This is a genomic window from Lysinibacillus sp. NPDC056232 (assembly GCF_042267565.1).
In the GTDB taxonomy this organism is placed as follows: Bacteria; Bacillota; Bacilli; order Bacillales_A; family Planococcaceae; genus Lysinibacillus.
Genome location: NZ_JBHJTF010000002.1, coordinates 1 through 15,496, shown reverse-complemented (window position 1 = coordinate 15,496; position 15,496 = coordinate 1). Strand labels below are relative to the sequence as shown.

The 15,496-nt window shown below is 36.9% G+C and carries 15 protein-coding genes and 1 riboswitch; of the genes, 3 read left to right on the top strand and 12 right to left on the bottom strand.

Annotated features, from left to right (window positions below; all coding sequences use genetic code 11):
• Window positions 1-29: 29 nt before the first annotated feature.
• The 3 genes from ACFCYJ_RS02115 to ACFCYJ_RS02105 all read left to right on the top strand — a co-directional run bounded on the left by ACFCYJ_RS02115 (window position 30) and on the right by ACFCYJ_RS02105 (window position 3,355).
• The gene (locus ACFCYJ_RS02115; protein ID WP_376070061.1) at window positions 30-1,520 is read left to right on the top strand and encodes a circularly permuted type 2 ATP-grasp protein; all 1,491 of its coding nucleotides are present in this window, start codon (window positions 30-32) and stop codon (window positions 1,518-1,520) included.
• Window positions 1,474-2,439, top strand: a complete 966-nt coding sequence (locus ACFCYJ_RS02110) for an alpha-E domain-containing protein (protein WP_376070058.1) — start codon at window positions 1,474-1,476, stop codon at window positions 2,437-2,439. The genes ACFCYJ_RS02115 and ACFCYJ_RS02110 overlap by 47 nt, the downstream gene beginning before the upstream one ends.
• Before the next feature lie 61 nt (window positions 2,440-2,500).
• Window positions 2,501-3,355: a transglutaminase family protein gene (locus ACFCYJ_RS02105; protein ID WP_376070055.1), complete on the top strand. Its 855-nt coding sequence runs from the start codon at window positions 2,501-2,503 to the stop codon at window positions 3,353-3,355.
• Window positions 3,356-3,520: 165 nt separating this feature from the next.
• Here the strand turns inward: ACFCYJ_RS02105 and bioF are convergent, their stop codons facing one another.
• The 12 genes from bioF to metK form a co-directional block, all read right to left on the bottom strand.
• Window positions 3,521-4,690: an 8-amino-7-oxononanoate synthase gene (gene bioF / locus ACFCYJ_RS02100; RefSeq protein ID WP_376070052.1), complete on the bottom strand. Its 1,170-nt coding sequence runs from the start codon at window positions 4,688-4,690 to the stop codon at window positions 3,521-3,523.
• 3 nt (window positions 4,691-4,693) lie between these two features.
• Window positions 4,694-5,425, bottom strand: a complete 732-nt coding sequence (gene bioW / locus ACFCYJ_RS02095; RefSeq protein WP_376070050.1) for a 6-carboxyhexanoate--CoA ligase — start codon at window positions 5,423-5,425, stop codon at window positions 4,694-4,696.
• On the bottom strand, window positions 5,406-5,909 hold the full coding sequence (locus ACFCYJ_RS02090) for a hypothetical protein (protein ID WP_376070047.1): 504 nt from the start codon (window positions 5,907-5,909) through the stop codon (window positions 5,406-5,408). The genes bioW and ACFCYJ_RS02090 overlap by 20 nt, the downstream gene beginning before the upstream one ends.
• Before the next feature lie 198 nt (window positions 5,910-6,107).
• Window positions 6,108-7,142: a C45 family autoproteolytic acyltransferase/hydrolase gene (locus ACFCYJ_RS02085; protein WP_376070044.1), complete on the bottom strand. Its 1,035-nt coding sequence runs from the start codon at window positions 7,140-7,142 to the stop codon at window positions 6,108-6,110.
• On the bottom strand, window positions 7,135-7,923 hold the full coding sequence (locus tag ACFCYJ_RS02080) for a helix-turn-helix domain-containing protein (RefSeq protein WP_376070041.1): 789 nt from the start codon (window positions 7,921-7,923) through the stop codon (window positions 7,135-7,137). The genes ACFCYJ_RS02085 and ACFCYJ_RS02080 overlap by 8 nt, the downstream gene beginning before the upstream one ends.
• 525 nt (window positions 7,924-8,448) lie before the next feature.
• Window positions 8,449-9,177: a 7-carboxy-7-deazaguanine synthase QueE gene (gene queE, locus ACFCYJ_RS02075; protein WP_376070038.1), complete on the bottom strand. Its 729-nt coding sequence runs from the start codon at window positions 9,175-9,177 to the stop codon at window positions 8,449-8,451.
• A complete protein-coding gene (gene queD, locus ACFCYJ_RS02070; protein WP_376070035.1) occupies window positions 9,170-9,643 on the bottom strand; it encodes a 6-carboxytetrahydropterin synthase QueD in 474 nt (157 codons plus the stop codon). The genes queE and queD overlap by 8 nt, the downstream gene beginning before the upstream one ends.
• A gap of 3 nt (window positions 9,644-9,646) precedes the next feature.
• Window positions 9,647-10,306 (bottom strand): 7-cyano-7-deazaguanine synthase QueC, encoded by a 660-nt coding sequence (gene queC / locus ACFCYJ_RS02065; RefSeq protein ID WP_376070032.1) that lies wholly within the window; start codon window positions 10,304-10,306, stop codon window positions 9,647-9,649.
• A gap of 351 nt (window positions 10,307-10,657) precedes the next feature.
• Window positions 10,658-10,704, bottom strand: a riboswitch (PreQ1 riboswitch).
• A 227-nt stretch (window positions 10,705-10,931) separates the two neighbouring features.
• Window positions 10,932-11,786, bottom strand: coding sequence for a polyamine aminopropyltransferase (speE, locus tag ACFCYJ_RS02060; protein ID WP_376070030.1), 855 nt, complete (start codon window positions 11,784-11,786; stop codon window positions 10,932-10,934).
• On the bottom strand, window positions 11,786-12,220 hold the full coding sequence (gene speD, locus ACFCYJ_RS02055) for an adenosylmethionine decarboxylase (RefSeq protein ID WP_082172725.1): 435 nt from the start codon (window positions 12,218-12,220) through the stop codon (window positions 11,786-11,788). The genes speE and speD overlap by 1 nt, the downstream gene beginning before the upstream one ends.
• On the bottom strand, window positions 12,217-13,713 hold the full coding sequence (locus tag ACFCYJ_RS02050) for an aminotransferase class I/II-fold pyridoxal phosphate-dependent enzyme (protein ID WP_376070027.1): 1,497 nt from the start codon (window positions 13,711-13,713) through the stop codon (window positions 12,217-12,219). The genes speD and ACFCYJ_RS02050 overlap by 4 nt, the downstream gene beginning before the upstream one ends.
• Window positions 13,713-14,888: a methionine adenosyltransferase gene (metK, locus tag ACFCYJ_RS02045; RefSeq protein ID WP_376070025.1), complete on the bottom strand. Its 1,176-nt coding sequence runs from the start codon at window positions 14,886-14,888 to the stop codon at window positions 13,713-13,715. The genes ACFCYJ_RS02050 and metK overlap by 1 nt, the downstream gene beginning before the upstream one ends.
• Window positions 14,889-15,496 lie beyond the last annotated feature (608 nt).

Below are 15,496 nucleotides of genomic sequence, written 5' to 3'. Positions count from 1 at the left end.
CTACTACTTAAATTCGGAGGGCGATCCATATGATGAATTTCTATGAATCTGGTTTGTTTTTTGATGAAATGTTAGATGGCAATCAACCGAAGCCTCATTATCGGTCTTTCCACCATAAGCTCAATGCTTTCACAAAGGACCAATTAGAGGAAAAATATCAGCAAGCACAATCTAGATTCCTTAAACAAGGCATTACATTTACCGTATATGGAGCACAAGGTGGAACAGAGCGGACAATGCCCTTTGATTTTATACCTATTATTATTCCACATGAACAGTGGAAAGAAATTGAAGCTGGGATGAAGCAACGTATGAAAGCCTTAAATTGCTTTCTATATGATGTCTACCATGAACAATCTATTTTTGAGGATGGGCTTATTCCAAAACAGCTCATTGAAAACAATCCTTATTATTATAAAGAAATGCTTGGTGTTAAAGTACCTATCGATAATCATATTTTTTTAGCTGGTATCGATTTAATTCGTGATGAGAATGGTGTTTACTACGTGTTAGAAGATAATTTACGCAATCCTTCTGGTATTTCCTATGTTTTCCAAAATCGATCTGTGATGAAGGAAGTGTATCCTGAATTTTTCTCTAAACATTCGATTCAGTCACTCGACAAACAAATGGCCTTTATGAAGACGGCACTCCTTGCTCATCGGCCACCTTGCATGGAGCCAGATAGAGAACCTAAAGCTGTCCTCTTAACAGCTGGCATGTATAATTCAGCCTATTACGATCATGTTTTTTTAGCACAGCAGCTCAATATTCAACTTGTCGAAGGGCATGATTTAGTTGTCCAAGACAATAAGGTATATATGAAGACCATCTACGGTCTTGAGCAAATTGATATTATTTATCGTCGAATTGATGATGATTTCTTAGACCCTGCTGTTTTTCGTGAAGATTCTTTACTCGGAGTTCCTCATATTATGGCTGCTTATAAAGCTGGAAATATTGCCATTTTAAATGCAGTTGGTAACGGTGTGGCTGATGATAAAGCGATGTATGCCTATGTACCGGATATGATTCGCTACTATTTGAAAGAGGAACCTATTTTACGTAATGTGAAGACTTATCATCTAGCTGATGATCGTCAGCTAGATTGGGTTCTTGAGCATATGAGAGAGCTTGTCATAAAAAATGTTAGTGCCTCTGGTGGCTATGATATGCTGATTGGTCCGCATGCGACTGATGAAGAAATCGCTATTTATAAAGAAAAAATTATGGAAAACCCGCATCAATACATTGCACAACCAACGATTAGTCTGTCAAGAGCACCAGCTTTCCAGGATGGGCGATTTTATCCTTGTCATGTCGATTTGCGTGTTTATGTGATGAAGGGTAAGGATATTTATGTGCTTCCTGGCGGGTTATCCCGTGTAGCATTAAAAGAAGGATCTTTAGTCGTGAATTCTTCACAAGGTGGAGGAGCAAAAGATACTTGGATATTAAAGGAGGAATTGCAGTATGCTAAGTCGAGTAGCCGATGCACTATACTGGATGGCACGATATAGTGAACGATCACAATCAAATGCACATATATTACAAGTACAGCTGTTGAATATGTTGGAGCAATCTGGCAAAGAAAATGAATACATCGATCATTGGGAAGCGGTGTTGAATATTTGTGCCTCGAAGGAAGAGTACTTGAGCTTATATGAGTCGATTCGAGTCAATCCACTTATCGAATATCTACTCTTTTCAAATAATAACTGTAACGCTCTTCATGCTACTTTACGTGCAGTTAGAGAAAATGCGCGCGTAACTCGAGATAGCATCCCCATTGAACTTTGGGAATTGCAAAATGCCTTTTATTTATCCTTACAGCAAGAAATATTGGAACGTGAAAGACCCATTCCACTTATCGTTCTTAACTCTTTTTTACAAAATGTTCGTAAAACTTCTTTGACGGTTACCGGGCTTATCGAAGGCTCGATGGATCGAGATGTACCCTTTTATTTCATGCAAGTTGGGAAATGGTTAGAGCGTACAGAAAAAACGATTCGTATGACTTTAATTATACTGGAGCAACATAAGGAAATAACCTTCTCGTTACTAGAAGCGGACGGTTCGTTTTTACTCGATTTATCAGAGGCGACGGAGTCTTATTTACAAAAGCATCGCCAAACCAATTTACTGTGTGTACTTCAATATTTATTACAGGATAAGCATTTCCCGCGTTCAGTGATGTTTTGCTTACAAAAGTTAGAAGAAACATTTATTTGTTTAGAAAACGATCCTCTTTCAGCAAGTTTTATAGAGCTTCATGCCCCATTAAAAAGTTTATTATTTGCTATATTGAATGTAGATTTATGGAATAGTACCTTAGAAGAAACGATTTTATTAATGGAGGAAAGATTGTGTCAATGTATTGATTTTGGCAATACATTTTCCACAATTTATCATCTATATGAGCCCAGCGTACAACCTTGAAAGGAATCAACGACAGCTCCCTATCAACAAGCAAGTCAGTAATTCAAAGGAAGCGGACACAATGAAATTTGAAATTCAACATACTAATATTTTTCAATATGAGTCTGAAGTCGATCAAAGCTTAAATACAATCCGCTTAAAGCCAAGAGGCGATGAGCGTCAGCGCTTATTATCCTATCGAATTGCCATTACACCTTCATCTTTAACGCGTGAGCATACAGATATATGGGGCAATACGGTTGGCACTTTTTATATACCAGAGCAGCATCAAGAACTAGAAATCCAAACGACCTCTATTGTCAGCATTCAACGCGCACCATTTATTCATCGTATTCAATATTCACCAGAAATGCAGACCATTTTTCACTCGCAATTATTTTATGAGCATTATTTACCCTATTTAAAATTTACACAATTTACGTATATGACAGAAAATCAGTTAGAGGAAGTTTATCATGCCATTGGTCATGCTGAAAATCCTGTGCTATTTTCATTAAATTTAATGCAATATTTATACTCGACTTTTGAATATGATCCGGGTGCAACCGATGTGACGACGACGGCAAGTGAAGCTTTCGCCCTTAAGCGAGGTGTTTGTCAGGATTTTACACATGTCATGCTTGCGGTGCTAAGAGCTAAAGGAATTCCAGCGCGCTATGTGAGCGGTTATTTATATGTCGACGAAAACTCCGCCTTGATCGGTGATAGTGCAACCCATGCTTGGGTAGAAGTCATGATACCGGGAATTGGCTGGATTGGTCTCGATCCAACTAATAATGTAGAAGTATTAGAAAATCACATTATTTTATGCATTGGCCGTGATTATTCCGATATAAGCCCTGTTGAAGGTGTTTATTCAGGTGGAAAGCATGATTTAACAGTAAAAGTGAGTGTCAAAGCATTGAATCATTTGTAACAAAAATGTGCAATGGTTTAAATGAAAACCCCTGATTTTTCTACGCTAAGCAGAAGTATCAGGGGTTTTATTAGGATTATGCAATCTTAAACTAAAGCTCTCGCTGTTCAACAACGATTTAGTCATTAAACATCTTTTCAATATTATTAAGTTCTATAAGACTTTTTATACAAGACCCATTTCTTTTCCTATTTTCTTAATTTTATTGATGACTGTATTGAGCTGATCCATTGTATGTGTAGCCATCACTGTAATCCGCAACCGGCTTGACCCTTTTGGCACAGTTGGTGGTCGAATCGCTGGAATAAAGACACCTTCATCCATAAGTTTCTCAGAAAATTGCATAGCTTCACGGGAATCACCAATAAGAAGAGATATAATGGGAGTTTCCCCTTCCCTAACTACAAAACCGGATTCCTCCAATTTTAAACGTAAATACTTAGCATTATTCAGCAATTGTTCCCTTCGTTCGGGCTCATTTTGAATAATGGATATTCCTTCTCGCGCTGCTTCAATCGCACTTGGAGATAAACCTGTTTGGAAAATAAATGATCTAGCGTTATTTAGTAAATAGTTCTTTGCAATTGACGATGTCGCCACAAAACCACCCTCTGCACCAATCGCTTTACTCAACGTGCCCACTGTAAAATCAATCTCATCTTTCAACCCAAAATAATCAGCAGTACCACAACCATCACTTCCTAAAATACCTGTCACATGCGCATCATCAATCATTATGTAAGCATTGTATTCCTTTGCTAGCGCAACTATTTCAGGAAGTGGAGCAATATCACCATCCATACTAAAGACGCCATCCGTTACAATTAACTTCTTTCCATCTCCATGTGATTGTCTCAATTTATGCTCTAAATCCACCATATCCGCATGTTCATACACAATTGTTTTTGCTTGACTAAGGCGACAACCATCTATAATACTCGCATGATTCCAGGCATCAGAAAATATAATATCCCCTGCCTTCATCACACTCGAAATCACGCCAATGTTCGCTAAATAACCACTGCTGAAAACAATGGCTGCTTCCGTTTTTTTCAAATCCGCAATTTCTGATTCAAGCTGTTCATGAATAACGAAATTTCCAGTTGTTAATCTCGAACCGCCAGCTCCTGTACCGTATTTACTAATACCTTCAGATGCTTTCTTTCTCAACCGAAAATCTGTTGCAAGACCTAAATAGTTATTAGATGAAAAAAGCAAGAATCTCTTATCATTCATGATTACCTCGCTCTCATTTCCATTTGAAAACGAGCGTAACTTCCTTGTCAATCCATTCTCTTCTATTAATTGTAATTCCCGTTGAAACCAATGATCCATTTTTTAATCCCTCCTAATGAGAACCGGTACGTTTTCTAAATAGTCTATATAAGATTCTAGTTCAACTTCATCTGACACAAAAAAAATACGCCCTCCGCTCTCACAGCCTACCCTTTTTAACGGTGTAATTCTGACATAACCAATGGCACGATTACTTACATATCCAGTCACGTAATCTGGATCATCAGACCAACATAATTCTGCAATTGTAAATGGAGAATTTGCCACTTTCGACGCCAGAGCCAACGCTTCACGTACACGTTCATTAAGGTCCCCATTAGCGTCTTGCCAATCGATTCGTGATACACGAACACCCTTTTGCCCCCGATCGTCAAGCCGTAAGCCGGTTTTACTATTTAGGATGATTGCCCCTCGGAGATTTTGATTACTACTAAGTTGATGAAAAGCAACATTCAGTGCATGTTCCGAAACACCTAAGGAGGTTAGTATCTTTCTTGCTTCATTATGGGCCTTTTCGATTGAAGCAGCCTCAACTGTCGTAATTTCTAAAGGTGGCATATACTGTATCTGATCATGTGCAATTTTTTCAACGGTAATTTGAATAAAGTCAGCATCTCCACGTGAATGATTACTTGCTTTGCTCAATAACTGTTTTACGATTGGCTCTATCTGAGATTTACTACCTATCCGTTCACCACCAGATATATGCTTTTCCCCTAGTTCAAGACTTCTTTCAGCCGCACGCATTCGAATGCTATAACACGCTTTTAACATGATTATTACCTGCTACTTTCCTATTAATTGTATGTAACATTTTCGTTATAGGATAAACACTAACAGCTGTGATTACCATACCTGGAATAGCCAAAACTAATATCGGTAAAAATGGAGTCCCTAACGTAAAAGCTAAACCAAATCTAGCAATCGTTGTTCCAATTGGGCCTGCCAAAACAAGTACCGGAATTGAAGGCCCAAATAAAACAATGAGTAGGCCTACAGTCAATCGAAAAATGAATGCGATCTCCACATTTAAGATCGAGTGTATACCTAGTAAAAATAAGATTAAACTTGCAATGATCCCCGCTAGAAAATATCGCTTAAATCCAAACACCGCTGCAATCGCAACTGCAATAGGTGCTGATAATTGAAATTCTGACCCAGGAATACCTGTTGGAATTTTAAATATGCCTGAAACGATAATAAGACAAGCTAGCAATGAAATCTGGGCAAGATCATAAGTAGAAAACTTTCGGATCATTTTATTCCTCCATCTTACTCTTAAATACTTGTTGTTGTTTTCTCCTATTCTCCTTAATTTGAGTTAACCTCAATTAATAATAAGTTAACACAAATGTAGATTGGAAAGTAGATAAAATGGTAGGATTTTTTATTATTTGTGAAAATACGATTTTGTTACTTATCACTAAATCGGTGATATTGCAACCACAGGTCCTTTTTATTTAGATTGATTAATTGTCCCTTTCATATATTCAGGTAGAATGAATGTCCCCTCCATATATTCTTTTAGAGAAAACATCATTGGTTCACAATTCCCACCAACTCCAATTATGATGCTTAAATCTTTTGGGCAATAGACAACTGTATGCAACGTACCAAAGTACTCTTTATAGTGTTTAAAAAATATCGGGGAACTTTCATCATTAAAGTGATGGTATGTAGACATGGGTGATAAACTTTCCGATAATAAGGAACTCACATAGTCCTTACTTTTTATTGATCCTTGTATTCCTATTCTGTTTTTCTCTCTCAATATTTCTGACTCAAAGTGATTGGTACAAATAAGAGGATTCGTGAAATTGATGATCTGTTGTTGCGGGGAAGCTTCTACTATTACACTTGTTCCACTTTGATCTGTAATGGAGTAATTGTAGCAATAACCATGAGGTATATTTGTGATGAAATTTAGTGCCTCTTCAATATTTGCACATTGTTCTAATAGCATTCTAACAATAGTCGTTGCTATAAATCCCTCTTCCTTGTATTCGTTATTCACAAAATGTAACCCTACAACGAGCCCCTTTTCATTCATTCCATCAAGTCTTCCAATTATTTGCTGACTAAAGCCTACGCTAACATAGCCATCTGTAGGATTCATCCATACAAGCCTTGCATCGTACATTTCCGGACTAAAATCATAATTGCGTACATAATAGCCATCATTTACTAATGTAGTACACCCCATTTGTGGAAATGCTACATCATATCCACTAAAAAGTTTAATAGTATTATCTATTTCCATATCTAATCCTTCTGCCAAGCCGATTAATTCTTGAAAAAGATTCGGTGAAACATTTTTTACTATTTCCTTCGCCTTTTGTACATTTGAGTTAACATTCAATTTCCCTAGCTGTTCCAATTGTTCAAAGATCGGTAATGACCTTAATTCTCTACCTTGCTCCAAGCCAAATTGATAATAATTTCCTTTCAATTCTACTATTCTTACAACTAACTCTTCATCATTTTTATACATTTTTCATTTCCCCCCTCTTCCCAAATTGTGTGACCGGCAATAATAAGTCGAGATTAGTAAAATCATTCCCTCGATACCATTCTAGTATGGAACCTGTAGGAACCCAGTTATTTTCATTTGCATAGTTTATTAATTTGCAATAACCATCTTGAATTTTTGTGATTGAATCATTAAAGGACATAGCAATGTATATACAAGCTGGCATATGTTCTAAAAAATCTGTTTCAATTTGCTTGTTTGGGTGTATGTCTAAAGGTATTCCGAAGCCAAATTGGACTTTAATCACGTCTTTTCCAGATATATATTTTAAATAGCAATTTTTTATTTGAATATTTAATTGCTCAAGTTCTTTAGCTTTCTTATTAACAATTTCTCTGAATTCACCAATTTCGGATTCAGCAAAAAACCAAATAATTTTTTCTGCGCTTTTCTCTAATAGATAGATATTTTTGCTAGTATTTTCACTTTCTAAGTAGCGTAAACTTACATTTAAAATATCTAGCCTTCCCTTTATCATCTGAATCCAATTATCCATCATCTTTTGTCTTGTTATTTCATCGCTTTCCTCTAAATACGCTTGAATATTTTTTATTGGTATATCTGCCAAACGTAAACTTGAGATTAATTTAGCTACTTCAACTTGATCTTCAGAATAAACTCGATACCCACTAATGTCTCTACTGACTGAACGAAGTAAATTTTGTGACTCATAATATCTTAATGCGCTTTTGGAAATACCAGTTCTTTCGGCGAAATCCTGTATTGTCATCAACTTACTCAACCATTACGCCTCCTTTAATTCAATGATACATCTTAAAGTTACTTTAAGGTCAAGAGGGAAATTCAAAAATAATTAGCTTGCTATTCATACAAGCCTCATCTCAAATTTATGACATCCGCCGGAAACTTTAGGCTAACAAATGTCTTTTGCACGAAAGCGAAGCGGCAGTAGCAGATGTTTTTTGTGCGAAAGCGAAGCGTCAGCAAAAGGGTTTTATCTGCGTGAAAGCGAAGCGGTAGCGGCAACAACACGATGTTGGTCACTCAGTTGTTTGCAGATTCCGCATCGCTACGAGCACCCTTGCACTTGGCTAGTCACTACTTCTATCTTCGCGGTTCAGCTATATATTCTATAGATTACATTCATGCTGCGCGCATCAAAAAAGTATAGGCCAAATTAGCCTATACTTTCACACCTTCCTAAGTTAAGAACTTTTCCCTTTCGATTTGAAGGTTTTACAGCACATATCTGATGGAAGCCTAATAAATAATGATAAAACCATACAATTTTTCCTGTAATGGCACACTATACACCTCTTTTATTCCCCCAAACAAGAGCATGCACCTGTGGCAGTACTTTGACATCTCTGAATTCCTCATCCTTCATCACTTTATCAATCAGCGCATGATATTTATCTAATAAATGTAGTATTAAACGTGAATTGTCAATCGTCGTAAGATCATCATTACCGACTTGGAGATAAAAAGGAATCTTTGGATACCGATGGTGAATTTGTTTAGCATACTCGTAATCCGCTTGATTAAAAACGACTATTTTGAGGGATATATGGTGATTACTGTTTCGATTTTTAAGTTTTTCGAAGATATCAGAGAGCACCGAATAGTCTGTTGTCATACCAGAGCTAGGTGGCTTTGGTGAGATTGTCAGTTCATCTATCTCATACATCCATTTTTGCCACCTACTTCCTTGTGTTTCCACCCCGACCTTTATGTCATTTTCTTTTAAAATTGCAATGAACTCCTCCAAATTTCGGATAAGTGCAGGATTGCCACCTGAAATCGTGACAAATGAAAAGCCACTGCCTCCAAGACGTTTCAACTCCGACCAAATCTCTTCCGCTGTCATTTGGACAATAAGATGCTTTCCGCTGCCATCCCACGTAAACGATGAATCACACCAAGAACAGGAATAATCACAGCCAGCAGTTCTCACAAACATGGTCTTTTGGCCAACTACCATTCCCTCACCTTGAATCGTCGGTCCAAAAATCTCGATAACAGGTATCTTACTCAACTTCTATCCACTCCCGTCTCGCTTCTGCATAGCTTGTCGGAGTTTCATATAGCCGGATAAACTCTACACGCGCACCGTTATATCTTTGTTCATCAAGCAAGGCCGCAGCCATCTTTTCGTAAATCCAAACAACAATGTTCTCTGCCGTCGTATTCATGGGTGGGAGCGTTTCATTTAAATAACGGTGATCCAAATGAATCTCTATTTTTTCTTTCCAAATTCCTTTTATATCGCCAAAATCAATCATCAAACCGCGTTCATCTGTGTATCCACTTAATGCTAAAACTACGCGATACGTATGACCATGCAAGTTTTTACATTTCCCCTCATAATTATGTAAATGATGAGCAGCATCGAAGGTAAATTCTTTGCTTACGAGAACACGTTTTGCATGATAGTTCAATTGATTTCTTTGAATATCTACATCTATTTTTTGGAGCTTATCGACGATTCTAAAATCTGACATGCCTTAAGACTCCTTCCTGTAACTCAAATACTCATCAAGCCCTTTTTTTCGAAGATGACATGCCGGGCATTCACCACAGCCATCTGCTATTACACCGTTATAGCAAGTCAGCGTTCTTTCTCGAATAAATTCAAGTGCCCCAAACTGATCAGCAAGCTCCCATGTCTGTGCCTTATTCAGCCACATCAACGGTGTATCAATCACAAAGGAATCATCCATCGATAAATTTAACGTTACATTTAAGGATTTAATAAAAACATCTCGGCAATCCGGATATCCGCTAAAATCTGTTTCACAAACGCCAGTTACAATATGCTTAGCTCCTACTTGGCTCGCTAAAACGCCCGCAAATGAAAGAAAGAGAAGATTTCGGCCAGGTACAAAAGTCGATGGAAGCTCACCATTTTCTCCGTCTTCTACCTTTATGTCTTGTCGTGTCAATGCATTCGGAGCAAGCTGATTCAGGAGTGACATATCAAGAATGTGATGCTTGACACCGAGCTCCTCTGCTATCATCTTCGCACATTCAATTTCAAAACGATGCCTTTGACCATAATCAAAAGTTACTGCCTCAACTTCTTTAAAACGTTCTTTTGCCCAGAACAAACAGGTTGTACTGTCCTGACCTCCACTAAATACAACAATTGCTTTTCCCTGCTTCATCTATAAAAACTCCCTTTTATCGAAAAAACAGCACTCTAAGAAAAAGTGCTGCTTCTTCTTAGTTTTTTTTAGAGGGTAGCTAAATACCTCTTTCTTGATTGAACTATTCAATTCCTCATTGATCGATAATCAATTTTTTCTGGATTAAGATCGTGGTTCATTAAACGACATATGAATATTGTGTACTTTAATGCGTCAGTCCTTCTTCATGGCTTCGGCAAGACATAAAAAAACCTCCTTGTAAAATGTTTCCCAACACTTTTCAAGAGAGGCATCACCAATCGTTCTATTAAAACATAAGTAAAAACATAAAAAAAAGCCACGTCCGATATGGACATGGCATATTGTCATGTTTCCATAGTTTTTTATAGAGGGTATCAGCTATGAACCTCTCCCGTTCTAGTCCGGGCACTCTTTTCTTCAATATAATACAAAAAATAGTACAAAACGTCAAATTGATTTTTTTTATAAAATCTTCCCATAAATGCTTCTCTGGAAAAACCACTGTTATACTGCCCAATCCGGACGAATTACTTGCATTGCAAAGCGAGTTCTTGGTCGAAAACTAGTTGTTCCGTCGAAAGGAATAACGCAAAGTCAACTTTAATAACCAACATTTATTGGTTTATTCATCACGATCAAGTGCCTCTTTCACAAATGTAGGAAGTGCGAATGCACCAACGTGTAAATCTGTATTGTAATAGTTCGTTTTTAGAGCAAATTTGTCCCAAGCATCTACTTGAATATCTTTAATTGGATGTAATACTTTTGAAGCAAATCCGAATAGCCAGTGTCCCGATGGATATGTTGGCATATGGAATTGATATACGCTTGCGATTGGGAAAATACCTTTAATTTTTTTATGTGCTTTACGCATGTTTTCTGCATACTCCACGAAGTATGGTGATTCGTGTTGGTTAATTAAAATCCCTTTTTCGTTTAATACACGGTAACATTCTTTATAGAAAGCTGTTGTAAATAAACCTTCACCGACTGAAATTGGATCAGTAGAATCTACTAATATTAAATCGAATGATTGATCAACTGCGTTTTGAACGTAAGCTAAGCCATCATCGAAAATCATTTCCATACGTGGATCCTCTTCGACACCAGCAGCTGTAATTGGAAGGTATTTCTGGCTTAAACGGAATACTAACTCATCGATTTCAACCATTACTACTTTTTCTACTGATTTGTAACGTAGTACTTCACGAGCCGTACCACCATCACCACCACCAATAATTAATACCTTTTTTATATCTGGGTTAGTAGCGAATGCTGGGTGCGTAATCATATCGTGATAAACGAACTCATCTTTTTCATTGACCATCATCAATCCATCTAAAGTGAAGAAAGTACCAAACTCTTCACTTTTATAAAAATCGATTTTTTGGAACGGAGATTGCTCACTATGAATTTCTTCATTGTAACCGATTGAAAATTTACAGTGATTGCTCCATTGTTCTGTATACCATTTCATTAAATCACGTCCTCTAATACTTCTTGTTTCACTAGAATTGTATCAATTTCTTGTTCTGCGAATTGGCGAATTTTATCTGCCATTCCACGAGGTACTTCAAATGATTCTGTCTTTTTCGCTTGCAGTTTTTGCTCTAAATATTCTGCTGCTTTCCAAGGACTTACTGAGTCGCCACAAGTGTAAACATCAACAGAAGCAAATCCGTATTCTGGCCAAGTATGAATCGTTAAATGTGATTCAGCAATAATGACTGCACCCGAAACACCATATGGGTTGAAATGATGGAAGCAAGATTCTACAATTGTTGCCCCAGAATAGTCTGCGGCTTCATTCATAAACTGCTCGATTAAAGCGTTTTGCTCAATAATTTCACTTGGGCAACCATAAAATTCGATTAATACGTGTCTACCTAATGTTGATAATTCAATGCTCATTTATCTATCTCCCTTACGACTGTTATATAATTTTCTTCTTTAGTTTCAATTAGAACATTCCCAAAATTAAGAAAATAGAAGTTATATAATTCTACTACTTCCTCTGAAATAACTTCTCCTGGGATCACTAGTGGTATTCCCGGTGGATAAATCATTAATGAATCTGCACTAATTCGACCTACCGCATCATAAATTAAAATTGTTTCTGTTTCTGCATTACACGCCTGTTGCGGTGTCATTGCTAATCTATTTATTTGATTCGCTGTCACATAAGCTGACCGAATCGCATCTTTTTTAGCGTGATTAAGTTCTATATCTTTTAACGCATGTACTAATTTACCGATTGTTTCTTTCGTATCAACATGACTAATGACTGCCATTATGACATATCCTTCGGCAAGTTCTAGTTGAATTCCATACTGTTGTTTCAATATTGTGTAAACTTCGAAACCAGTTAAACCGATATCGTTCACACGAATAACAAGTTTCGTCCAATCATAGGATTGATTGAAATTTTGTTGTACGTATTCAGCTACTAGTACTTCATAGCGTGAATTATTTTCTATTTCTTCAATTGCCGCATCAACAATTGACTTTAAATGGCTATAACGTTGCTGTCCATACACCGCTAATTCCCTTCGTGCTACATCTAACGAACTCATTAATAAATAATTTGCACTCGTCGTTTGAAGCATATTTAATACTTTTTGCAAGTGCTTCGAATCGATTCGTTTTTCTTGTAGTAAAAGAAGCGAACTTTGCGTTAATGAACCCCCAGTTTTATGCATACTCATCGTTACTGCATCTGCACCAGCACTAATCGCATCGTTTGCATTAGGTAAAAATGTTAAATGCGCTCCGTGTGCACTATCAACAATAACTGTTACATTTTGTTCATGTGCGAGTTTACAAATTTCTTGCAGTTGATTCATCGAACCAAAATAGGTTGGATATGTCACAAGTAAAGTTTTCGCTTGTGGATTTTCTGCAAGCGCCGATTTTACATTTTCAACTGAAATTCCGTGTGCAATACCAAAATGTTGATCCACTTCAGGTTGAATAAATACTGGTTTTGCTCCACTTAATATAATGCCGTTCATAACTGATTTATGGCAGTTACGAGGAACGATCAATGTATCTCCTTGTTTACATGTCGCTAAAATCATCGCCAGAATGCCTACAGTAGTTCCATTTACTAAAAAGTAAGCGTAGTCTACATTAAATGCTTGTGCAGCTAATTGCTGAGCTTCTTTAATAACCGATTCCGGATGACTTAATAAATCAAGCTCTTTCATCGAGTTTACGTCCATTCTTAATGTCATTTCTCCAAGCGTCCATTTTAATGGGTTTTCATGTAGCCCCATTTTATGTCCAGGTACATCAAACGGCGTAACTTCTTGTTTAGCGTAATTGACCAAAGCTTCAAATAATGGCATGCGGTCTTGAGTGACTAAAAACTCCTCTGTAGCCACTCGATCTTGCACGCTTTGCATTATTGTCCCATAGCAACTGTTAAGAGTTGCTGTAATTCCGAAACTTTGTCTGTATTTTCCCAAGTTACGTTTACATCACTACGTCCAAAGTGACCATAAGCTGCAACTTGTTGATATTGTGGTTTACGTAGATTTAGCATGTTAATAATGCCAGTTGGCGTTAAGTCGAATAATTGACGAATCGCTATTAAAATGTCTTCTTTCGCTACTTTTTCTGTACCAAATGTTTCTAAAGCGATACTAATTGGTTCACTTACACCAATTGCATATGATAATTGGATTTCACATTTATCTGCCAAGCCTGCTGCAACAATATTTTTCGCAACGTAACGCGCTGCGTATGCCGCTGAACGGTCAACTTTTGTACAGTCTTTACCAGAGAATGCGCCACCACCATGACGAGCTGCGCCGCCATAAGTATCAACAATAATCTTACGTCCTGTTAAACCTGCATCTCCGTGTGGTCCGCCTACTACGAAACGACCAGTAGGATTAATTAAAATGCGGAAGTCTTCATTCATACCAAATTGCTTCGCAACAGCTTTAATTACGTTTTCTGTAACGTAATCAATGAATGCTACTTGGTCAAAATCATCATCATGTTGTATTGACATTAAAACAGTATCAATTTTAGGTTGCTTACTATCTGTATAATCAATAGTTACTTGTGATTTCATATCTGGGCGAGCCCATTTGAATTGACCATTTTTACGTTGCTCAGTTGCACGTTTTACAAGCATATGCGCCATTTCAATTGCTAGAGGCATATAGTTCTCAGTTTCATTCGTCGCAAAACCGAACATAATACCTTGGTCACCTGCACCAACTTCTTTTGTATCGCTTGAAGAATCAACACCCATTGCGATATCAGGAGATTGCGTGTGTACTAATACTTGTACATTGCAGTTATGACCATCAATACCGAACTGATCATCTGTGTAACCAATGCCGATTAGGGTATCACGGGCAATTTTTTCGATATCTAGTTCTGCTTTTGTTGTGATCTCTCCACCAACAATTACTGTGTTTGTAGTTGTGAATACTTCACATGCCACACGTGATAGCGGATCTTGTGATAATGCTGCGTCTAATACTGCATCTGAAATTTGGTCTGCAATTTTATCTGGATGTCCTTCCGAAACAGACTCCGATGTGAATAATACTTTTTCTGACAATTTTCACTGCTCCTAACAAAATTATAGATTTTAGGGCATAAAAAAAAGCTCACCCAATTTTAAGGAAAGCTTCGAATACTATCAGCTGCTGTTCCTCTTATTGTTCACAAAAGTAAATTTTGTGCTCAGGTTCGGCCCACTGGATTTAATTCATGATGAACTAAATTGTTTGGCCACCGTATCTTCGACCCCTCGTCTCAACGGTTATTAATAAGAGCTATATTATTATGCTGAGACTCATATTAAGTCATAAACATTTGAGTGTCAATTTATTTTTTTATGATTAATCGCTATGAAAAATAATTCATTTACCCTTTTGCACACAAAAATACTAAGTGTAACAATTTATAATCAATCAATATTTATTATAAAAAATGAATAATAATGCATCCAAAGGTTTTTAATATTAATAATAGAATGAACTCCTATTAAATTTGTTAATAGATGCGTCACAATAACATATTGTAAGCATAAAAAATTATAGATTAGCAAAGAAGATATAGGAATTTTTAGAGTCTTTTATCTATAGAAATTATTTAAATTTCTATAATTCAGAATATTATTTTCGGTCAATTATAGAGTTCTATGGAGTTTATCCATTCTTATGA